At 57.2% G+C, this 20,206-nt stretch carries 16 protein-coding genes and 1 pseudogene; 7 read left to right on the top strand and 10 right to left on the bottom strand.

Features of this window, described 5'->3' with window-relative positions:
• Positions 1-578 precede the first annotated feature (578 nt).
• The 7 genes from VB780_RS18630 to VB780_RS18600 form a co-directional block, all read right to left on the bottom strand.
• Positions 579-2,558 (bottom strand): PatA/PatG family cyanobactin maturation protease, encoded by a 1,980-nt coding sequence (locus VB780_RS18630; protein ID WP_323352676.1) that lies wholly within the window; start codon positions 2,556-2,558, stop codon positions 579-581.
• A gap of 74 nt (positions 2,559-2,632) precedes the next feature.
• Complete coding sequence (locus VB780_RS18625; protein WP_323352675.1) at positions 2,633-3,178, bottom strand: hypothetical protein; 546 nt, start codon at positions 3,176-3,178, stop codon at positions 2,633-2,635.
• A 117-nt stretch (positions 3,179-3,295) separates the two neighbouring features.
• A complete protein-coding gene (locus VB780_RS18620) occupies positions 3,296-4,189 on the bottom strand; it encodes an AraC family transcriptional regulator (protein WP_323352674.1) in 894 nt (297 codons plus the stop codon).
• A gap of 755 nt (positions 4,190-4,944) precedes the next feature.
• Positions 4,945-6,015: a 3-deoxy-7-phosphoheptulonate synthase gene (locus tag VB780_RS18615; RefSeq protein ID WP_323352673.1), complete on the bottom strand. Its 1,071-nt coding sequence runs from the start codon at positions 6,013-6,015 to the stop codon at positions 4,945-4,947.
• Positions 6,016-6,127: 112 nt separating this feature from the next.
• A complete protein-coding gene (locus VB780_RS18610; protein ID WP_323352672.1) occupies positions 6,128-6,616 on the bottom strand; it encodes a GNAT family N-acetyltransferase in 489 nt (162 codons plus the stop codon).
• Positions 6,617-6,965: 349 nt separating this feature from the next.
• Positions 6,966-7,562 carry a type II CAAX endopeptidase family protein gene (locus tag VB780_RS18605; protein WP_323352671.1) on the bottom strand — a complete coding sequence of 199 codons (597 nt, stop codon included), beginning with the start codon at positions 7,560-7,562 and terminating at the stop codon, positions 6,966-6,968.
• Positions 7,563-7,841: 279 nt separating this feature from the next.
• Positions 7,842-10,022, bottom strand: coding sequence for a PAS domain S-box protein (locus tag VB780_RS18600; protein WP_323352670.1), 2,181 nt, complete (start codon positions 10,020-10,022; stop codon positions 7,842-7,844).
• Positions 10,023-10,244: 222 nt separating this feature from the next.
• Between VB780_RS18600 and VB780_RS18595 the strand changes: the two genes are divergently transcribed.
• Positions 10,245-10,961, top strand: coding sequence for a response regulator transcription factor (locus VB780_RS18595; RefSeq protein WP_323352669.1), 717 nt, complete (start codon positions 10,245-10,247; stop codon positions 10,959-10,961).
• 124 nt (positions 10,962-11,085) lie between these two features.
• Positions 11,086-11,481 (top strand): DUF2294 domain-containing protein, encoded by a 396-nt coding sequence (locus VB780_RS18590; RefSeq protein ID WP_323352668.1) that lies wholly within the window; start codon positions 11,086-11,088, stop codon positions 11,479-11,481.
• On the opposite strand, the gene VB780_RS18585 is transcribed toward VB780_RS18590, so the two are convergent.
• Positions 11,478-11,912, bottom strand: a complete 435-nt coding sequence (locus VB780_RS18585; RefSeq protein WP_323352667.1) for a response regulator — start codon at positions 11,910-11,912, stop codon at positions 11,478-11,480. The two genes, VB780_RS18590 and VB780_RS18585, sit on opposite strands and share 4 nt — an antisense overlap.
• A 428-nt stretch (positions 11,913-12,340) precedes the next feature.
• Here VB780_RS18585 and VB780_RS18580 point away from each other — a divergent pair, with 428 nt between their 5' ends.
• The gene (locus VB780_RS18580) at positions 12,341-13,825 is read left to right on the top strand and encodes a TldD/PmbA family protein (protein WP_323352666.1); all 1,485 of its coding nucleotides are present in this window, start codon (positions 12,341-12,343) and stop codon (positions 13,823-13,825) included.
• A gap of 200 nt (positions 13,826-14,025) precedes the next feature.
• Positions 14,026-15,369, top strand: a complete 1,344-nt coding sequence (locus VB780_RS18575; RefSeq protein WP_323352665.1) for a TldD/PmbA family protein — start codon at positions 14,026-14,028, stop codon at positions 15,367-15,369.
• On the opposite strand, the gene VB780_RS18570 is transcribed toward VB780_RS18575, so the two are convergent.
• Positions 15,353-15,928: a hypothetical protein gene (locus VB780_RS18570; protein ID WP_323352664.1), complete on the bottom strand. Its 576-nt coding sequence runs from the start codon at positions 15,926-15,928 to the stop codon at positions 15,353-15,355. The two genes, VB780_RS18575 and VB780_RS18570, sit on opposite strands and share 17 nt — an antisense overlap.
• Here VB780_RS18570 and VB780_RS18565 point away from each other — a divergent pair.
• From VB780_RS18565 to guaA, 3 genes are all read left to right on the top strand, one after another.
• Positions 15,914-16,987, top strand: coding sequence for a hypothetical protein (locus tag VB780_RS18565; RefSeq protein ID WP_323352663.1), 1,074 nt, complete (start codon positions 15,914-15,916; stop codon positions 16,985-16,987). The two genes, VB780_RS18570 and VB780_RS18565, sit on opposite strands and share 15 nt — an antisense overlap.
• Complete coding sequence (gene cbiD, locus VB780_RS18560; RefSeq protein WP_323352662.1) at positions 16,984-18,108, top strand: cobalt-precorrin-5B (C(1))-methyltransferase CbiD; 1,125 nt, start codon at positions 16,984-16,986, stop codon at positions 18,106-18,108. Before VB780_RS18565 ends, cbiD begins: the two co-directional genes overlap by 4 nt.
• A 357-nt stretch (positions 18,109-18,465) precedes the next feature.
• Complete coding sequence (gene guaA / locus VB780_RS18555) at positions 18,466-20,013, top strand: glutamine-hydrolyzing GMP synthase (RefSeq protein WP_323352987.1); 1,548 nt, start codon at positions 18,466-18,468, stop codon at positions 20,011-20,013.
• A 79-nt stretch (positions 20,014-20,092) separates the two neighbouring features.
• Here guaA and VB780_RS18550 read toward each other — a convergent pair.
• Positions 20,093-20,206, bottom strand: a pseudogene (locus VB780_RS18550) (IS1 family transposase); the annotation flags it as partial.

Here is a 20,206-nt window from a genome sequence, read left to right as displayed (position 1 = left end):
TTTCTTGAATGCCTTTAATGCTAAAAAGGCTATAGCAACTGACATTATTTGATTGATTCGGTAGCCTCATCTTATCCTCCTAATGTATTTGAGATTGACGGTTTGGCTCACCCCTTAACAGTAAAGTTTTCACTGATTTAGCGAGCAAAAATCTGCATTTAACAAATGAACTTTCCGCCTTCAACGCAACCAGCAGGGCAGCTAAGGGCAACACAGTTAGGGGAGATGCAATTACAGCCGTTTAGCATCATCCTCAGCAAAGTATGGTCCATAGACACAGTTGGCGGCGCTGCTGCGGATATAGGGCGAACGGAGAGCTGGTCTACATCTCGAATTACTACCTGGCGAGAGGAATTAGGATAGACACCATTCCTCTTTTTTGCAACGACTACAGAGTTTGAAAAACGTTGGCGTGTGACACTATCTGATTGACTTGGAATCTTCATTTTCGTTTTCTCCTAAATAGTGAAAGACTTGTTTTTACAACGAAACTTTAGGCAACAGGGTTTAAATCAAAATTGCCGTCTCACAAACTGTAAGTACATTGTTTCAATAAGCTTACCGAAGTGATAAATTCACTACCGCACAAACCACGATCGCACTCTCCCCACACTCACCGGACACACATCACTCACATCGACTGTGAAGCGATATACTTTTCGAGCTTGCTCAAACACTCGTCTGGGATGGAAAAATGTCAGCTTGACATCCCAGCAATCGGAACCTGGACGACTAACGGGACTGCGTTCTACCTCAATGCCTTCTAGATCAATTTCTTCTCGCATTGCAAATTCAAAGATACGTTCAATGTTGAAGGCATTGGTTGCCGCGTAGTTAATCGCCCGTTCTTGAGATGTGATGCCAAGATTGCGAAGCTCGTAATAAACGCGCTCCAGAAAATTGCTTACAGATTCTGCTCGCTCCCCATACACCTCTCGATCTTGATCTGAGGCTGACTCAGCCAGAGGACTGCCACAGACGGCTTCAATCAGTGCGGCTGTTGTCCAGCTATACATGCAGCGAAGCGTTGGCAGAATTATAGGCACAACTTGACCCGACATCAGCATCGCTTGCCCCACGATTACACCAGGAATTGAAACTCGCTCAACCCCTTCTGTGAGTTGCTCCGTGAGAAACTGAATCAACCTTGCGTAGGCGCGATCCGCATAAGCTCCCTGAGGCTGAATGGCATAAATTGGTGTCGCATCCAGATTCAATGTCCAAATCATGGCTTCTGCGTCCGACGGATTCTCATTAAGGTAATGCACCAGTTGCCGGGGGTCTTGAGGATTTGCCCCCTCGCCCATGTGCTGCTGAATCGAGTCTCGACGGGCCTCTGTCCCAAAGTCGTACCCTAACTCTCCTAACGCATAAACCAACTGAGCTGGTGTGCCATTGCCACCACCACAACTACAAGCAGCAGGCATTATCGCACCAGGATTTGTCTGATTTGGTAGTTGAGACGAGGCGGGCAAGGATTGCACAGATTGAGGTGTAACTTCCAACGCAGAGGGACTGTAGGTTGCCGCTTGAACAGCAGGAATTTGCGGTTGGGTGGGCGGCGGGTTAGATGTCTCCCTTGGTTCAGATTGAATCGTTGCTAATTCTAGATTGTCATTCATGGGTTCTCCTAATTGACCAATAATTGACATTGCTCCTCTGACATTGAGACGACCCGCTAAGAGTCGGCGGCAGTCAGGGGCAGGCTCGTCGTCACAGGCGATCGCACTCTGCAAAATGGCATCTCGAACCGCACGAGGATTGGGGGCTTGACCTCGCTTCACTTGCAGGCTCAGCAGCAACGCTGCAATGCCAGACACAACTGCGGTCGCGTAACTCGTGCCACTGTTGGTCGTGATCCCTCCTCCGGGGATGGCTCCGGGAATGTTTTCACCCACTGCCAAAATCCCCTGGGTGCGATACGATTCGCCCCAATTGCTGAAATCTAACGGCAATCCTGCCGCATTCATTGCGCCCACAGTCAAAACCGAAGGCAGCGCACCGGGAATATGCAAACAGTTGCAGCCATCGTTGCCCGCCGCTGCCACAATCAAGATGTTTTGGTCTATGCAATGACGAACGGCATTGGCTAAAAGTAAATCGGCTTCACCACTGGCGGTCAGTTGTCCGCCACTAATGTTGATAACGTGAGCACCATGATTGGCGGCTAAAAGGATGGCTCTAGCCAGATCCAATTGAGAGCAAGGGGCGATCGCTCCTGAGAACGGGTCTTCGGCCAATGTTTCTTTTTTGCCATCGGTAAAGATAGGAACTACCAAACCTCGACATTGGGGAGCAAGACCTTTGAGGGAACTGTGATGCTGACCCAAGATAATACTCGTAACTTGAGTACCATGCTGCGCGGCTGACCCTTGAGAAGACACATTTGGGAGGAGGGGTTTTAATTGCGTGAGTTGGGCATCTGCAAGACTGGGGTGAGATTGATCGACCCAACCATCTAAAACTGCGACACAAATTTGAGGCTCTCCTAAGGTTTCTGCCCAGAGATCGGGTAGCCCAGAAATTGCAGGAGTTGTGGTATCGATCGCGACGGACATAAGGGATGGCCTCAAAATCTGATTGAGGGCTGATCAGAGCCTTCGGCTTAGCAATCAGGACATCTCAACCCCGATTACCCAAACGGGTTGGCAAACAACAGAACGAGTTGATCTGAATTTTGCTCAACAAAGAATGCTGGCAGTGTGCGATCAATGGAACTTTCAGAATTACTCGTGCCTCTGACAGTAGCAAGTTCTGCAGAAAATTCCTCTTGTAGGCGTGGGAGAGTGTCTAAAGAAGCTGAGCTGACAGGGAATAGTCCTGAATAAGCTCTCAATATTCTTGACGTTCCTGTAGATGATTCTTCTTCAAGTAGTGAGTTGTTGAAGTTCAGAATCAGCGTCCCTCGAATTACGCTTCTAGCCTCAACAGAGGACGCTCTATCCCCGGAGGCAATTGATCCAACGATCGCTCCAACCGTGCCGAGCAGTTCATCTGTAGCTCCATCAGTACTGTTGCTTGATCTTCTAACATCACCAAAACGAATACTCCACGCCAGGCAGCCTTCTGCTGTGGTGGTTGTCGGTGCTGGGAGCACTCCTAGCAGATCATCGGGAATCTGATCTTCGGAAACCATAATGTCGATCGTTCTGGTGTCTTGGTTTAAGGTGATTTTCATTGGTTTACCCCACGATCTACCTCTTCAGCGAATACGTTGACTGTAGATCGACTCAGCCACAAAGTTCTGCACAGTCGTGCGGTTCTTGCACAATCTTGCGATCGGTTGAGCAAAGTTTTATGAATTAAGAAATTTTTTAGGCGTCGTCCCAGTCAGGCGCTTGAAATGGCGGTGCAGATGGCTTTGATGGGTAAAGCCACAGGCGATCGCTACAGTGCTGAGACTCATCTCACCTTTTTGTAGCAATTGCTTGGCTCTCTCTACCCGTTGTCGAATTAAGTACTGATGCGGGCTTGCCCCAGTCATTTGCTTAAACGCACGGCAGAAATGATATTGGCTCATTTGGGCGATCGCCGCCAATTCTTTTAAACTTAACTCACGCTCTAAATAATCGTTGATATAGTCTGTCACTAATTTCAATTTGTGTTGAGGAAGTCCACCATTGCAGGTTGTGGGACGATAGGTTTGGGAAGAGTAATGTCGTAACAGATGAATTATTAGGGTATTTGTCAGTGTTTCGGCATATAAAAGACTACCACAACCCTGCGATTGCAGTTCTGCTTGCAGTGCTAACCCGATTTGATAAATCAGCCCGTCTTGAAAGGCAAAGTGAGGAATCAACTCTACCTGTTCGCGTTCTAGCAGTTCGATAGCATGTAAGTTTAATAAATCTGGCTTGAGGTTTAAGGAGAGTATTTGAAGCTCACTATTCCAACGGAAAGAGTGACTACTATGAATGGGACAGATCACAGCCGTCCCTTGAAGGTAGGTTGCCTGGCGAATGTTTCCGCCTACAATATGATCTACTTGAAGTCGCTGCCCTATATTGATACTGACTACATGGTGATCAAGGCAGAATTTGGGTGTTTCTCCCGGTGGAAGACAAAAAGCTTCCAGAGTAATGGTGCTCCATTCAGCATTCAAGCTTGTGAGCGTAGGCGTTTGCTCAAAAACCTCTGGTAAATGCTTGGGATACTTTAAAGCAGTTTCCAGCGGTGGTTGTGTTGGCATTGCTTACCCTCCTTTTGCTTAAGGGGCAGTCAGTTCAAGGCTCGCAGTTCTATGCCATTTCAGACAGCTTCTTACTAGATTACGTATCTCTTTTTCTAATAGTTCAGCCAACTGCCAGGAAGCACGTCCAGACCTATAACAAAGGCGTTGGGGCAAATATCCTCGCAGCACATTTCCTGAAGTGCTCGTCTCATTCAGCCACAGGCTTTATTATACAAATCGCATATGAGATCTGTTATTACCCACAGGGGTACTGTTTGGCCAAGCTGCGATCGCCTCACCCTTAAAACACAAATTCACCAACGATCTACTGCTAATGCTAACTAAACCTGAAAACACAAATAGGTGGGCTTTTGGCTGTAGCGATAACCCGGGATCGGGTTCCTGCCGCTGCCACCTAGGGATGCAGGCATTGCAAAGGGATCTGAGCCCTACTCGAACGGGTGCGCCACCTGCTCCTAGACCGCACCATCAAAATACTCCACGCCTGTAGCTACGCTGACCCCAACGATTGGAGCAATCCTGCCCAGCGGCAGTGTTCTGAGTAAAGCCGCTGGAGCGGCTGCGCCAATGCCGAGCGGAGTCGAGGCATGGACGGTGATTCTCACCAAGACTCTGCTCATGGAGTAAGTGACTCTTGCCGAAGAATCAAGGTGCTGTAGGGTGCGATCGCAGTTCAGCCAACTTTAGAAAACCGTCAAAGCCCCTGGCTGGACGCACAACACCGCTCACCCATGCGAATTATCCCAACGGGCTTAACCCAGGGGTGCGGCCTGCAACGATGGCTCTACCGCGCTGGCCAACTGGCGCAGCATGGCAGCGGTGGTGTCAAAATCCACACAGGCATCGGTAATGCTCTGGCCGTAGGTGAGCTGCCGCAAATTGTCGGGGATAGATTGATTGCCCGCCTTCAGGTGACTCTCAATCATCACGCCTAGGATGTGGCGCGAGCCGCCGCTCACCTGGGCGGCAATGTCATCCAGCACGTTGGTTTGGCGGTTGTGGTCTTTGTTGGCGTTGGCGTGGCTGCAATCAACCATCATGCGGTGGTTGAGCTTGAGTTTGGCCATCTCTTCGGCGGCTGCGACCACGTGGTCGGTGCTAAAGTTGGGGCCACCCTTGCCGCCTCGCAGCACCAGATGCCCGTCGGGGTTGCCAGTGGTGGTGACAATGCTGGCTAGGCCGCTTTGGTTAATGCCCAAAAAGTGATGGGGGCGGCTGGCGGCCACCATGGCGTTCATTGCCGCCTGCAGGCTGCCGTCGGTGCTGTTCTTAAAGCCGATGGGCATCGAGAGGCCCGAGGCCATTTCGCGGTGGGTCTGGCTCTCGGTGGTGCGAGCGCCGATCGCAGTCCAGGCAATCAGGTCAGCGATGTACTGGGGCGTTACCGGGTCGAGCAGCTCGGTGGCGGCGGGCAGCCCCAGGTGGGCCAGGTCGAGCAGCAGCTTGCGGGCCAGGCGCAGGCCGGTGTTGATGTCGTAGCTGCCGTCAAGGTGGGGGTCGTTGATCAGCCCCTTCCAGCCCACGTTGGTGCGGGGCTTTTCAAAGTAAACCCGCATGATGATTTCGAGCTGGCCCGACAGCTCGTGGCGCAGGTTGACCAGCTTTTGGCCATACTCGTAGGCGGCGTCGATGTCGTGCACCGAGCAGGGGCCGACAATCACCAGCAGGCGGCGATCTTCGTTGTAGAGAATGTGGCGAATGCGATCGCGGGCGTCCGCCACCAGCGTGGCCGCCTCTGCCGACATCGGCAACTCGTGGTGCAGCAGCGCCGGGCTGACTAGGGGACGAGTCTCAACAACGTGAAGATCCTGGGTTTGGTGCATTGAATTTGGCCTAATTGCCTAGTTAATTAACAAAGGCTCCACAATGGAGCCTGGTCTACAAAATGGTAGCGTACCTTACTCTCCCCAGGGGTTCGGCAGCGGGGGTGAGTTCTTAACCAACCGTGACCTCGCTAGGCTGACCCAGGGAAGGCAGCATCTCGATCTCGGCACTGTTGTAGAGCACCATGGTGGTCGAAGCATTTTCTTCAAAGCCGATGCGCTTGTAGAAGCCCTGCTGGTGGGTAGTCATTAAATAGACGCGCTCGACTCGGCTCATGTGGGGGTGGGCCACCAGGGTTTCCACCAGCCTGCGGCCCAGACCGCCCCCCTGGTAGTCGGGCGAGATCACCACATCCCAAATGGTGGCGCGAAACACACCGTCGGAGGTGGCGCGGGCAAAGCCGATGAGGGTGGCACCGTCCCAGGCGGTAACAATCGGGTAGCTGTGGGCGATCGCGGTTTCCATATCGGCGCGGGTGCGATCCTTCGCCCAAAACGCCGCCGCCTGAAACAGGCTCACCAGCTGGTCTAAATCAGCGGCAGAAAACTGGTCGCTGTACTGAAATTGAATAGCGCTGCAATCCATCGACAACCTGCTCATATCCCAATCGGGGCTAAGGGTTTAGTGGGGTTAGCTTAATCGCAAAAATTACGCGGGTTCTGTCGCTTAGCTAGCGAAGCCCCTTGCCAAAGTAGACATTCACAACAGAATCGCGATCTACCGGCCTACAGATTTGCGAGAGCAAAGTCGAGGGTGCGCCCAGCGCTATGCTCTTCAGACAGAATAAACAGAATTTTTGGATAACGGTATACCAAAACCCGAATTCCGTTGACATTGCCATGAAGCCCTGACAACTGCATGCACAACAGTCTCCCTCGCTCTGTTGCAGACGCGCCCCGCCCCGCGCCCTTCGACTCCGCTCAGGGCGCGGGGCCATATCGGTTCTCTTCTAAGCCGCCGTGCTCGGCTGTCGCAGCTTCCACATCGCGCTCGACACCAGATTGGTCACCGTGTGGGCCACAATCGGCACCAGCAGGTTCCCGGTCAGCACCGCCCCGATCGCCAGCACCAGACCAATGGCCGTGGCCCACACCACGTAGGTCCACTGCTGCAAACTGCTCAGGTGCAGCACCCCAAAACTCGCCGCCGACACCACAATACCCAGGGTGTTCATGCCGATGGCGGGCAGCATGACGCCGCGAAACAGCAGTTCTTCGCTCAGCCCCGGCAGCAGCCCTAGCCAAATCAGGTCGGGCCACTGCAAGGGCTGAAGCACCATAGTCAAATAGGTATCAGCACTGTGGCGGTAGGCGGGCCACAGGCGATAGATGACGCCGCTGGCCGCAGTGATGGCCAAGCCCAGCCCCACTCCCAGTAGCCCATCCTGCCAAGAGAGCCGCATCGGCATTAGCTCTGCTGGGTCAAAGTACAGCCAGGCCTTCGAGATCAGCAGCAGCACCACCGCTGTTACGCCCATGGCCGCCAGCACCTGCATTCGGGTCAGCGGCTCAAGCTGGGGGTCGGGGCTGGGGGTCGGCTGGGTCACAAAGATCTCAACGCTAAGGGCATTGTTATCTTAGCGAAGCGATCGCAGAAACCCGTTTTAATTCGCCAGCCGAAAGTCCCAGCCGAAAGTCTTAGAAGCTTTGCCTGCCAGATCTCGGGCCTCAAGATCAAATTAAGAGCCCAATGCCAATCAGGCGCGGGCCTAGGACAACTCAGGATGCCAGACCCCAGGCTGATCCAGCATTGCTTCTGGTTTTCGTTCTCTACTTTTCGCTCTTTTGCTCAGGACACAGACGCTATCAGGGAGTGACCGGAAAGCCTACAGGTCTTCATCCTCAGCGGGCAGGGTTTTGGTAAAGGGCCAGGTGAAGTAAAAGGTGGTGCCCTCTCCCAGGGCAGAGGTGAGCCACACGCGGCCCTTTTCGGCTTCGACAATTTTTTTCACTATCGCTAGGCCAATGCCGGTGCTTTCAAAGTCATCGCGGGCCTTGAGGGTTTGAAAGATGGTAAAAATTTTCTCGTGGTACTGGGGGGCAATGCCGGGGCCGTCGTCGGCGACGGCAAACTCAAGCCATTTGCCCTGGTTTTTCCAGGTAATGCGCACGGTGCCGCAATGGCCTTTTGGGTCGGCTTCGCCAACACTCTCTGGGTCGGCTTCGCCGACCCGATGGTGGTGTTTGATAGCATTGTTGATCAAGTTGGCAAATACCTGCCCCAGGGCCGTTTTGTGGCTGTAAAGGGTGGGTAGATCGGTGGGCACCTCTAGGTGAACCTGCTCCGGCGGGTCGAGGGAATCGATCACGTTGTCTAGCAGCAGATTGAGGTCTACGGCGACCATGCTGCGCTGGCGACGGCCCACCCGAGAGTATTCCAGCAGGCCGTTGATCAGACCCTCCATGCGCTGCACGCGGCTGCGCAACAGATCGAGCTGACGGCGGTTTTCGGCCGGTATTTGCCCCTCCAAGTCTTCGCCAATCCAGTCGGCCAGGTTAGAAATCGCCCGCAGCGGGGCCTTCAGATCGTGGGAGGCGACGTAGGCAAACTGGTCGAGCTCGGCGTTGCGCTGCTCTAGCATGGCGGTGGTGTGGGCCAGCATCAGGTTGGTGTGGGCCATTTCGTCGGCCCGGCGCAGCAGCTCTTCGCGGGCGGCCTTGCGGTCTTCGATGTCTTCGATGATGGCAATCAGGGCCGATGGGCCGGCAGCGTCGTCGCTCTCGACCGATATTGTCACCAGGGTCCAGAGGGGGGTGTTGTCTTGGCGCAGATAGCGTTTTTCAAACTGGCAAGAGGACTGCTGACCGGTGATCAGCTGCTGGTAGTAGTGCTCATCCTGAGCTTTGTCGGCCTCGTAGGTAATGGCCTGGAAAGGCTGATGGATCAACTCCTCAGGCTGATAGCCGAGGCTGTCGCAGAGTTTGCGGTTTACCTGAATCCACTGGCCCTGCAGATTTAGCCGGGCCATGCCCACCGCCGCCTGCTCAAATACCGCCCGAAACCGGGTTTCGCTAGCCCGCAGCGAAAGTTCGGCCTGTTTGCTGGTGGTGATATCTTGCACAATGCCTACCAGGCGCTGGCTGCGTCCGTCTTTGACCTCCACCACCCGGCCGTAGACACTCACCCAGTGCGCGGTGCCGTCAGGCCACTGCATGCGGTACTGTCCAGCAAATTCGGTGTGGGTGGCGATCGCCCGCTCGATCAACGCCTCGATTTTCGGCAAATCCTCCGGGTGCACCCGCTCGGCCCACACCTCGGCACTGTGGGTGGCCGTCCCCGGCTCAAAGCCCATAATGCGCTCGGTCTGAGGTGACCAAATCTGGGTGTTGGTGTCGATCTGCCAGTCCCAGGAGCCCATCTGGGCGGCGCTCAGGGCTAGGTTGAGGCGCTCCGCCGTCTCTTGCAGGTCGGTGGTGGTGGTTTGTAGGGAGATGCGGGCCTGGCGCTCTTGCTCCAGCAGCGTTTCGATCTGCTGATTGGCAGCTTCGAGCTGGGCGGTGCGGCGCTGCACCCGCTCTTCTAGGGTTTGGTTGAGCTGGCGCACCTCTTGCTCGGCGGTGCGCAGGCTGGCTTCGGCCTGCTTGCGATCGCCAATCTCCTCCTGGAGCGCCCGGTTCATATCCATCAGCTGGGTGGCATTGGGCAGGGCCAGGGCCAGCGGCAGCCGCGGCACCAGCTCTAGCGCCGTGGCCAGCGATACCAGCGCCGTCAGCGCCTTCACCGCTCCCGACACCCAATAGGTCGGAAACCACAGCGTCCACACCGAGAGCAGGTGGGTGGCCCCACAGGCCGCAATGAAGGTCGCAAACAGCCAAAACAGGGGCTTAAACGGTACATCGGGCCGCCGCTGCACAAAATACACCAGCGCCCCGGCAATCATCCAGTACGACAGCGCAATCAGCGCATCCGAGAGCAGGTGCAGCCACACCAGACCTGGCTGCCACAGGTAGCAGTGCCCGTGGGGAATGTACGGCCCCAGCATCAGAGACTGCCAGTAGTCAACCATGGCCCTATCCTTATATCTGTAGAGATGTTAATTTCGACCGCTAGGTTCTGGCGCAGCATGCCCTTGGGTAGAGTAAGGTCTATCCTGGGATAGAGACCCCGCCCGACGTAGGTCTGCCCACGGATACGTGCCAGCACCTTAGAGTTGTTCCATAATCGTTGCACTCTGGGCGATGACGAGCCGCCCAAAATCTTTTTAATGCCTCGTTTAGGAGGCTACCTAATGACAGACATTCGCATTGTACTCATTGAAGACCACGACCTGACTCGACTGGGCCTCAAAGCTGCCCTCCAGCGGGTGCCTGGCATGACCGTGGTGGGTGAAGCCGCCAACGGCGCTCGGGGGCTGAGCCTGCTTGAAACCGAGCGCCCCGACATTGCCATCGTTGATATTGGCCTGCCCGATATTGATGGCATTGAGCTGGTAGAGCGCCTGCGCCAAAGCCAGAGCGGTCTAGAGGGCGATCCCACCCGCGTGCTGATGCTCACCATGCACGACAGCGAAGCGGCGGTGATGGCCGCCTTTGCTGCCGGGGCCGACTCCTACTGCATGAAGCAAACCGAGCTTGACGACCTAATTGTGGCGGTGCGTGAGACCAACGAAGGCAATTCTTGGATTGACCCCGCCGTGGCCAGCGTGGTGCTGCGCCAGGTGCGCAAGACCCCCGCTGGGGCCATGGCAATTGGCAATCGCACGGTCTCTATCGAGGCGATCGAGCCTGAGTTCGAGCAAATTCTAGAATCGTACCCGCTGACCGAGCGTGAGCTAGAAATTTTAGAGCTCATCGTCGGCGGGTGCAGCAACGCCGAGATTGCCGAGCGCTCCTACATTACGGTGGGCACGGTTAAGACCCACGTGCGCAGCATTCTCAACAAGCTAGGGGTAGACGATCGCACCAAGGCCGCCGTGCGTGCGCTGCGATCGGGGCTAGTCAACTAGGCTCGTCGTACCCAGGTATCCATACGGCCATGTCTCATTAGAGACATGGTTAAATAGTTTTACGGTTGGCTATGCCCCCTTCAAAACAGGGCTCATAGCCGACTGTTCAATTCTAAAGCACCCCATGGAAACCACTCCCTCTGCTCAGATTCCCACGGCCGGTCAGCTTCAGCGACACCTCACTCAGCAGTTTCAGCGGCTGTACCGCGAACAGCTCAACCACGCTACCGGCAAAATCACCTGCCAAATTATTGACGAGAAGCTGCTCCTTGTCATCGAAGATTCGGTCACTAAGCCTGAACAGCTGCTAGTTCAAAATGGGGATGCAGCCCTCGCCGAACAGGTGCGGGCTGACCTAGCAATGGCCCTGCGTCCTCAAATTGTCGAAATTGCCGAGCAGACCCTCGATCGCAAGGTGGTTGACATCATGACCGATGCGACCCTAGAGACAGGCCGCACCGGCATTGTAATCGTTCTGTCCGATCCTCCGGATATTCGACCCGCCGCTAAGGCATCTTAGATGTGGCTAGCCGACGAGCTTAGGCCAATGAAACGGCCAATCAGCTGTTCGACAGACTGTATCAAGAAGGGCTTGCTGATGTAGTCATCGAACCCGGCCGCTAGGATCTTGTGGCGATTGTCGCTACCCGCCAGGGCCGTTACGGCTACCACCGGAATGTCGTGGGTGCTGCCGTTGGCCCGCAGCTGCTGCAGCAGGCTGTAGCCATCCACATCGGGCAGATAAATATCGGACAAAATTAAGCTGGGGCGCTGCTGTTGGGCGGCCACCAATGCGGCCAGGCCATCGGCCACAAAGCAGGCCTGGCAGGAGAGCTGCTCTAGAATGTAAGCCATCAACGTGAGGCTATCGTCGTCGTCGTCGACAACCAGCACCAGCGGCACTTGAGACGGAACCAAATTCGACACGGGCGCTGTTGTTTGCACAGCCACAGGAACATCTCCTTGTTGGGGCTTGGGGCGCAGGCTAGTCGGCACTAAACGCTGCTAAGGAGGCATTCTGTCCGTGGTCAACAGAGCACGCGAAGAGACTGGCTTGGGGTGACTTTAAGGTCTACCTAAGCCCTCAGCGTAAAAGCTGAAAGGTGGCGGCAGAGCTTCAAAAAACTTTTGTTTTTCTTAATCTTTAGGCCATGCTAACACGATCATTTTCATTTATGGATACAGCTTTCAACAATAATTAATCTCTTCGCAACAGGTCTTCGCAGTAGGGGTTGACAGTCAGATAGATCGGGCGCAGGCGGAATCGCCCTAGCACCTGCCATCTATGCTCCGCCCGATCCGGCTTCGAGTCGGCAGGTTTGTTAGACTGAGGAGGTTCCCATGGGACGATCCCTCACCCCACCAAGGATTCTACTGGCATGACGGTTGCACCCTTCCCAGCCCCGCTGCTTAAGACTAATGACCTGCTCCAGCGGGACTATGCTGCCCCTCGCGATCGCTTCGACAGCGCCTGGGAGGCCACCCTATCGACCCTGCTCGGCCTAGGTCGTGCCGCCGGGGCCGACTTTGTTGAATTTTTCCTAGAGCGCAATAACTACATTAGCTGCCAGGCCGAAGACGACGCCATCACCAGTCTTTCGCCCCGTTTAGTAACCGGGGCCGGGGTGCGAGTCTTTCTCGGTAAGGCCGACTGCTACGTCAGCACCAACGACCTCACCTTTAACGGCCTCAAGGCCGCCCTCGACAAAGCCCTCGCTATTATGGGGCTGACCCTGCCCGGCCCCCACACCAACCTGGCCGAAATCAACCTAGAGCTGCTGCGCGACTACGCCACAGCCAAGGGCAAAGACAGCTGGCTAGGCCAGTGCAGCTCAATGCAGGAAATGGGCGACGTGCTGCTGGCCGCCAACGGTGCCCTGGGCCAAAGGGCCAGCCACGTGCAGTCGCGCCGCGCCGTCTACTTCCGCGACTGGCAGGAGGTGCTGGTGGCCGCTAGCGACGGCACCTTTGCCCGCGATATTCGCCTCACTCAGTCGGTGGGCTACAACCTGCTGTGCGCCGACGGCGAGCACCGCTCCTCCATTGGCCAGCGGGCCGGCGACACCAGCGACCCAGCCTTTTTGCGCCAGTGGGATTACGCTACCGCCGCCGCCGATGTAGCCGAGTCGGCGGGCAAAATGCTCTACGCCGACTACGTTGAGTCGGGCAGCTATCCGGTGATTATGGCCAACAAGTTCGGCGGCGTCATCTTCCACGAGGCCTGCGGCCACCTGCTGGAGACCACCCAGATCGAGCGGGGCACCACCCCCTTCATCGACAAAAAGGGCCAGAAGATCGCCCACGAAAACCTCACCGCCTGGGATGAGGGGATTTCGCCCGACGCCTTTGGCACCATCGACATGGATGACGAGGGCATGCCCGCCCAGCGCACCCTGCTAATTGAAAACGGCGTACTGAAGAACTTTTTGAGCGATCGCGCTGGCTCTATGCGCACCGGCCACCCCCGTACCGGCAGCGGTCGCCGCCAGGGCTTTACCTACGCCGCCGCCAGCCGTATGCGCAACACCTACATCGCCCCCGGCAACTATTCCCTAGATGAGCTGTTTGCCTCGGTGGAAAAAGGTATTTACTGCAAGCAAATGGGCGGCGGCAGCGTTGGCCCCACTGGCCAGTTCAACTTTGCCGTGTCGGAAGCCTACCTGATCGAAAACGGCAAAGTCACCAAACCCCTCAAGGGTGCCACCCTGATCGGCGAAGCCACCGAAATCATGGACAAGATCTCCATGTGCTCCAACGATTTGGATCTGGCGGCGGGCTTCTGCGGCTCGATCAGCGGCAGCATCTACGTCACCGTGGGGCAGCCTCACCTAAAGGTTGACTCGATTACCGTCGGCGGAAGGTAGGAGATGGTGAGGGGATGGGGGAGATGAGGAAAGTGGGGAAGTAGGCATTCTGCTGGTGAACTGCCCCCCTGACCTTTTGAGAAAGACTGTCCCGGCTAGGAAACCTGCGGCGATCGCAGTTTTTTCCCGTCCTCCCCCCCCTCATCCTCCCTACCTCCCCCACCCCATCACCCACCCACCCCATTACACCCCCACTCCCCATGCCCACCATCCAAGACATCGCCGCCTACGCGGAATCTAGCGCCAAGAAACTCGGCATTGTTAAATATGACGTGTACGGGTCGTCTGTAGACGAGACCAGCGTGCAGGTCGATAAGGGCGACCCCAAGCAGGTCAAGGCCTCGAACCGCTCCAGCGTGATTGTGCGGGTGTGGAACCCGGACGGCAAGGTGGGGGTGACTTCCACCAGCGATGTTGACCCGCTGGGAATGGATTTGGCGCTGAAAACGGCCCAAGAAGCCAGCGACTTTGGGGTGAGCGACCACATCCCCGACTTTAGCCCTGAATCGGTGGCCCCCACCGCCGATGTGCAGGTGGAGACGGTGCCAGCGGCTCCCGTAGGAGACCTGATTTCGACCCTGATAGATGTCGAGAAGCAGTTGTTGGCCGCCCATCCGGCGATCGCCAGTGTGCCCTACAACGGCCTCGCCCAGCGGGCGATCGATCGCTTCTACCTCAACAGCGCCGGGGCCTTGCGCCAAGAGGCCCGCTCCTACACCTCGCTGTATCTCTACAGCAAAACCGAGCAAGAGGGGCGCAAACCTCGCTCTGCCGGGGCCATGCGGGTCAACCGGGGCCTACCGTTGCTCGATATTGAGGGCTGCCTGAAGGAAGCTACGGAAAAGACCATCAGCCACCTCGACTACGACAAGGTGGCCTCGGGCAAGTACCGGGTAGTGTTTTCCGGCGAGGCGTTTTTGAGTCTACTGGGGGCGTTCTCAAACATGTACAACGCCCAGAGCATTCTGGATAACCGCAGTTTATCCACGGTGGATTCCCTCGGGACGGTGGTGGCGTCAACCCTGCTGTCGGTGTACGACGACGCTCTGCACCCCGAGAATGTCAGCGTCGAAACCTTTGACGGCGAAGGCACCCCCACCCGGCGGGTGCCGATTATTGAGCAGGGCGTGCTCACCCAGTTTTTGCACAGCGCCGGTACGGCCAAGCGCATGGGGGCCAGCCCCACGGGCCACGCCAGCATTGGGGCAAAGGTTTCTGTCAGCCCCAGCTATTACCAGGTGCTGCCGGGGGCTGAGGCCTCGACTGAATTCAGTCTGGAGAATGCTAAGAACGTGATCTTCATCGATGACTTGCAGGCGCTCCACGCTGGGGTGAATGCCCTGCAAGGGTCATTCTCGCTGCCTTTCGACGGGTGGTTAGTGAATGGGGGAAGCCGCACCAGTATCGAGTCGGCCACCGTAGCGGGGGACTTTCGCGAGCTGCTCAAGGCGATCGTTCACGTTGAGCCCGAGGCCGAAATCACCCCCGGCGGTCTGTGCCCGCGCATTTGGGTCGATGCGCTGTCGATTACTGGAGAAGGCTAGGGGCCACCCAGTTCTGCACGCCGGCCTGTACCAGGCCAATGCCCACCTGCACTAGGGTAAAGCCCACCCCGGCCAGCAGGGTGGCTTTGACCAGACCAATGTTGAGCCCAGCGCGGACGGCGGCGATCGCCCCCAGCAGCGTCCACCCCGCTAAGGCCAGGGTAATCGGTGGCCCCAACAGCGGAATCACCGTCAGCAGATTGAGTACCTGAGGCGTGTAGGCAAACCCAACGGGGATCAGCAATTCTCGGTAGGGGGGTACGGGCGGCGCAATGTAGGCGTTGAACTTCCAAAGTGCATAGGTCCAGAGGTAGTAACCGGCCACCACACTCAGCGCGTTGATCAGCACCCCGACGACAAGCTGAGGCAGCGAAGGCCGGTAAAGCAGCAAAATTAGGCCGCTGCCCAGCCCGTGGGACAAGGCCGCCAGCCCGACAATGCCCCGGGCAAACCGTGCGGCCTTAGGGTAGTGGTGGCTGTGCTCATAGAAATCTTGGTTGAGCGTTAGGGCATCGGCCAGCACCCGCCTCAACCACCTGATAGAATGCCGCTGACCCATAGCTGTATCCATGTCTACCTGGCTCAGTCTATCCCTGGGGCGCTGATAATGAAGTCTTTGCTGCAAACTCTAATCGCGCGATCGCTCGGCGACACCAGCAAATTGCTGACCGCCCTGGGCATATTCTTTTTAGCCTGGGGCACGATATCGCCGATTAGCACCCTGTCGTGGTGGCTGCGCGATGGCGACGGCCTGGCTCAGCAGCGCCCAGAACTGCCAGAAGGATCGGTCACGCCGGGGGCGGGTGCTCGCTGCTACCTGGTGTTTTTAGCGGGGGTCGGCAACGTGGCCGATGTTGACCTCGACTCTGGGGAAGACGCTTTTTTAAATGCCATGGGGACGGCGGTGCCGGGCTGTGTGGTGGTGCGAGGGGTGTTTCCCTACTCGGCGGTGAGTGACAATGTCGGCAGCCAGCCTTTCTTTCGCTGGCTGTGGCAGCTCAGCGATCGCCCCGGCCAAGAAGATAACCTAGCCCGCCTGATGCTCAAAATTCGCAACCTGTGGCGGCTGGCCCTCTCCGCCGACGACCGCTATGGCCAAGCCTACAACCGAGGGGCAGCCGCCACAATTCTAGAGCGCATGGGCGAGACCGAGGCAATTCCGCTCAATGCCGACTCACCCATTCAGCTAGTGCTGGCGGGCACCAGCGGCGGCGCGCAGGTCGCGCTGGGGGCCGCGCCCTATCTAAAACAATGGCTGCCGGTAGAGATTACGGTGCTCTCGTTTGGGGGCGTATTCGACGGCCAGGAGGGGTTTGAGTCCGTCGAGCAAATCTACCACTTCCACGGCGAAAACGACTGGATCGACAACCTAGGGGTAGTGCTGTTTCCCTCCCGCTGGGGGTGGACGGTGGGATCGCCCTACAACCGGGCGCTGCGGGCGGGCCAGTATGAGGCGATCGCCAGCGGCCCCCACGACCACGACGGCGATCGCGGCTACTTCGGCCAAGACCCCGTGGAGGGTAGTGCCATCCAGGACACTACCTATCTCGACCTCACCCTACAGCAGGTTCAGGCTCTACCTCTTTGGCCAAACTCAACGACCGACGGTGCTCCATGAATTCTGCCGTGCCCTCTCCCCGCGCTGGCTATACGCTGCCGGTGTTTGCCTGTGCCGGGGCGATCGCAGCCCTGCGGCGGCTAGTCGATCCTCAAGATATGCCCCAAGCTATTACCCTCGATCTGCTCAACCCGCCCCAGCCCGCCGACATCCCCATCGCCCAACTGGCACCCCTGCCCGACGGCTCCGTGCTGGCCATTACCCACAGCGATCCCGGTGACAATTTAGACCTCACCCGCCACACGCCGCTCTGGTCGGTGGTCGCCTGGGGGAATGACGATCAAATCGACCGAATCCAGCTAGAGGGGGGCGAGGGCATCGGCAAGCAGCTTGAGCAGGACGGAGCCCCCGCCATCTATCGCTACGCCAAAGCGTTGATCGCCGACAACCTGACGCCGCTCATTCCTTCAGGAAAGACCCTGCGCGTCACCATCATTTTGCCCGAGGGCCGCGCCCTGGCCGATCGCACCTCCAACGCGGCCTTTGGCGTGGTTGAAGGACTGTCGCTGCTGGGCACCGCCGGTATCTCTGAACCCCTCAGCGCACCGGGGCAACTCGATCAGTCGAGGGAAGTTCTGCGAGACAAGGCTGCCCACCATGCGCACCTGGTCTTTTGTCTAGGCGAAAACGGGCTAGACCTGGCGGTGAAATTGGGGATCGACCCCGACTGCCGGGTCAAAACCGCCAACTGGCTGGGGCCAATGCTGGTGGAAGCGGGCCAGCTTGGGGTGTCTGGGGTGCTGCTGCTGGGGTACCACGGCAAGCTGATCAAGCTGGCCGGGGGGATCTTTCATACTCACCACCACGTCGCCGACGGTCGCCAAGAAATTCTCGCCGCCTGCTGCGCTGCGGAGAATGTACCACTGCCGATAATTCAGCGGCTGCTTCAGGCCGCAACCGTCGAGGCCGGGCTGGGGATTTTGCGGGAGTTTGATAAAGCGATGACGCAGCAGGTGTATCGGCACATCGTCGAACGCATTGACAATCGGGCTGCCGCCTACGTTCACACCCACACGGGCCATGCTCTAACGGTGGGATCGATGGTGTTTGACCGCCAGCGGCAGATCGTGGGGAGGAGCGATCGCGCCCAGACCCTCTTCGATCAAGTTTTGGTAGACTAAGAGGAATATTTTTTTTACAAAACTCCCATAGCAGCCTTGTATTTGTCTATGGTTCGCGCTGCGCTAGGGCAAGACGCAGTTACCGCTCGTTTTCTTGTCTGTCTCTGATTCAGGGTTGCCCGTTTTAGTCTCAAAGCCAGGCCTGTCTTGGCCATCAGTCTTAACCCACAGCATTTGTAGAATGCGTATCCTGTGGCATCCTTAGGTACCCTCAACTTTTGGCCCAGCAGAGCACCTATAGCCTGATCTCACCGCACCCGAGTCCACTATCACCCGCAGGATTAACCCATCGTGACCCTTCAAACTGAACCCACTGCCAACCTTGGGGAAGCCTCTCTCCCAGATCTCAATCGCCAAATGCTGGTCATTTTAGACTTTGGCTCCCAATATTCTGAGCTGATTGCCCGCCGCATTCGCGAAACCGAGGTGTACTCAGAGGTGCTCTCCTACCGCACCACCGCCGAGCAGCTTAAGCAGCTCAACCCCAGGGGCATTATTCTCTCGGGCGGGCCTAACTCGGTGTACGACAGCGGCGCGCCCCACTGCGACCCAGCCATTTGGGAGTTGGGTATTCCGGTGCTGGGGGTGTGCTACGGCATGCAGCTGATGGTGCAGCAGCTTGGGGGCCAAGTCGATCGCGCTGAGCGGGGCGAGTATGGCAAAGCCGATATCTTTATTGACGACCCCACCGACCTGCTCACCAACGTCGAAGACGCCACCACCATGTGGATGAGCCACGGCGACTCGGTGACTCGCCTGCCCGATGGCTTTGAGGTGCTGGCCCACACCGACAACACCCCCTGCGCCGCCGTCGCCGACCACGCCCGCAAACTCTACGGGGTGCAGTTTCACCCCGAGGTGGTGCACTCGAAAGGGGGTATCGCCCTAATTCGCAATTTTGTCTACCACATCTGCGAATGCCAGCCTACCTGGACTACCGAGGCCTTTGTGGAAGACGCCATTCGCGAAGTGCGAGCGCGGGTGGGCGACAAACGGGTGCTGCTGGCCCTCTCGGGCGGCGTAGACTCGTCTACCCTGGCCTTTTTGCTGCACAAGGCGATCGGCGACCAGCTCACCTGCATGTTTATTGACCAGGGCTTTATGCGCAAGGACGAACCCGAGCGCCTGGTGAAGCTTTTCGCCGAGCAGTTTCACATTCCGGTAATTCACGTCAAGGCGCGCGATCGCTTCCTGGCCCAAGTCGAGGGCGTCACCGACCCCGAGGTCAAACGCAAGCGCATCGGCCACGAATTCATCCGCGTGTTTGAAGAAGAATCTAAGCGCCTCGGCCCCTTCGACTACCTGGCCCAGGGCACCCTGTACCCCGACGTGATCGAATCTGCCGACACTAACGTAGACCCCAAAACCGGGGAGCGGGTGGCGGTAAAGATCAAGAGCCACCACAACGTGGGCGGCCTGCCCAAAGACCTGCAATTCAAACTGATAGAACCGCTGCGCAAGCTGTTTAAAGACGAAGTGCGCAAGGTTGGTCGCTCCATCGGCCTGCCCGAGGAGATCGTGCGCCGCCAGCCCTTCCCCGGCCCCGGCCTGGCCATTCGCATCATCGGTGAAATCACCAAAGAGCGGCTGAAAATTCTCCGCAACGCCGACTTTGTGGTGCGCGACGAGATTGCCAAGCAGGGCATGTACCACGACTTTTGGCAGGCCTTTGCGGTACTGCTGCCGGTGCGCAGCGTGGGCGTGATGGGCGACCAGCGCACCTACGCCTACCCCATCGTGCTGCGCCTGGTCAGCAGCGAAGACGGCATGACCGCCGACTGGTCGCGGGTGCCCTACGACCTGCTGGAGACAATCTCAAACCGCATCGTCAACGAGGTGGAGGGGGTGAACCGGGTGGTCTACGACATCACTTCGAAGCCGCCTGGCACCATTGAGTGGGAATAAGCTGTAGGGGCGCAGCATGCTGCGCCCCTACCTCCACCTGAATTAAAACCTAACCGTAGGACAGGCGGCGTTGCTGAATTCAGGTATGAATTGACTTTGGAATGGGCACGTCACCGAACTTGAGGTAGTGAAGTAGCAAACGAACAGAGTGCTTCAGCATGTCTACGGACTTGGAATAGCACAGAGTCTTCCG

It is taken from the genome of Leptolyngbya sp. CCNP1308 (genome assembly GCF_034932455.1).
Taxonomy (GTDB): domain Bacteria; phylum Cyanobacteriota; class Cyanobacteriia; order Phormidesmidales; family Phormidesmidaceae; genus Nodosilinea.
Note: the sequence above shows the minus strand (reverse complement) of the source record. Positions and strands in the feature narration are given on the sequence as shown.

What these genes read in the sequence shown, in the direction of transcription:
- VB780_RS18600 (WP_323352670.1), bottom strand. Translation starts at nt 10,022, where the DNA reads ATGGTTGACTACTGGCAGTCTCTGATGCTGGGGCCGTACATTCCCCAC.
- VB780_RS18610 (WP_323352672.1), bottom strand. Translation starts at nt 6,616, where the DNA reads ATGAGCAGGTTGTCGATGGATTGCAGCGCTATTCAATTTCAGTACAGC.
- VB780_RS18575 (WP_323352665.1), top strand. Translation starts at nt 14,026, where the DNA reads ATGCCCACCATCCAAGACATCGCCGCCTACGCGGAATCTAGCGCCAAG.
- VB780_RS18590 (WP_323352668.1), top strand. Translation starts at nt 11,086, where the DNA reads ATGGAAACCACTCCCTCTGCTCAGATTCCCACGGCCGGTCAGCTTCAG.
- VB780_RS18630 (WP_323352676.1), bottom strand. Translation starts at nt 2,558, where the DNA reads ATGTCCGTCGCGATCGATACCACAACTCCTGCAATTTCTGGGCTACCC.
- VB780_RS18580 (WP_323352666.1), top strand. Translation starts at nt 12,341, where the DNA reads ATGACGGTTGCACCCTTCCCAGCCCCGCTGCTTAAGACTAATGACCTG.
- VB780_RS18625 (WP_323352675.1), bottom strand. Translation starts at nt 3,178, where the DNA reads ATGAAAATCACCTTAAACCAAGACACCAGAACGATCGACATTATGGTT.
- VB780_RS18620 (WP_323352674.1), bottom strand. Translation starts at nt 4,189, where the DNA reads ATGCCAACACAACCACCGCTGGAAACTGCTTTAAAGTATCCCAAGCAT.
- VB780_RS18565 (WP_323352663.1), top strand. Translation starts at nt 15,914, where the DNA reads ATGCCGCTGACCCATAGCTGTATCCATGTCTACCTGGCTCAGTCTATC.
- VB780_RS18570 (WP_323352664.1), bottom strand. Translation starts at nt 15,928, where the DNA reads ATGGGTCAGCGGCATTCTATCAGGTGGTTGAGGCGGGTGCTGGCCGAT.
- VB780_RS18615 (WP_323352673.1), bottom strand. Translation starts at nt 6,015, where the DNA reads ATGCACCAAACCCAGGATCTTCACGTTGTTGAGACTCGTCCCCTAGTC.
- VB780_RS18595 (WP_323352669.1), top strand. Translation starts at nt 10,245, where the DNA reads ATGACAGACATTCGCATTGTACTCATTGAAGACCACGACCTGACTCGA.
- cbiD (WP_323352662.1), top strand. Translation starts at nt 16,984, where the DNA reads ATGAATTCTGCCGTGCCCTCTCCCCGCGCTGGCTATACGCTGCCGGTG.
- guaA (WP_323352987.1), top strand. Translation starts at nt 18,466, where the DNA reads ATGCTGGTCATTTTAGACTTTGGCTCCCAATATTCTGAGCTGATTGCC.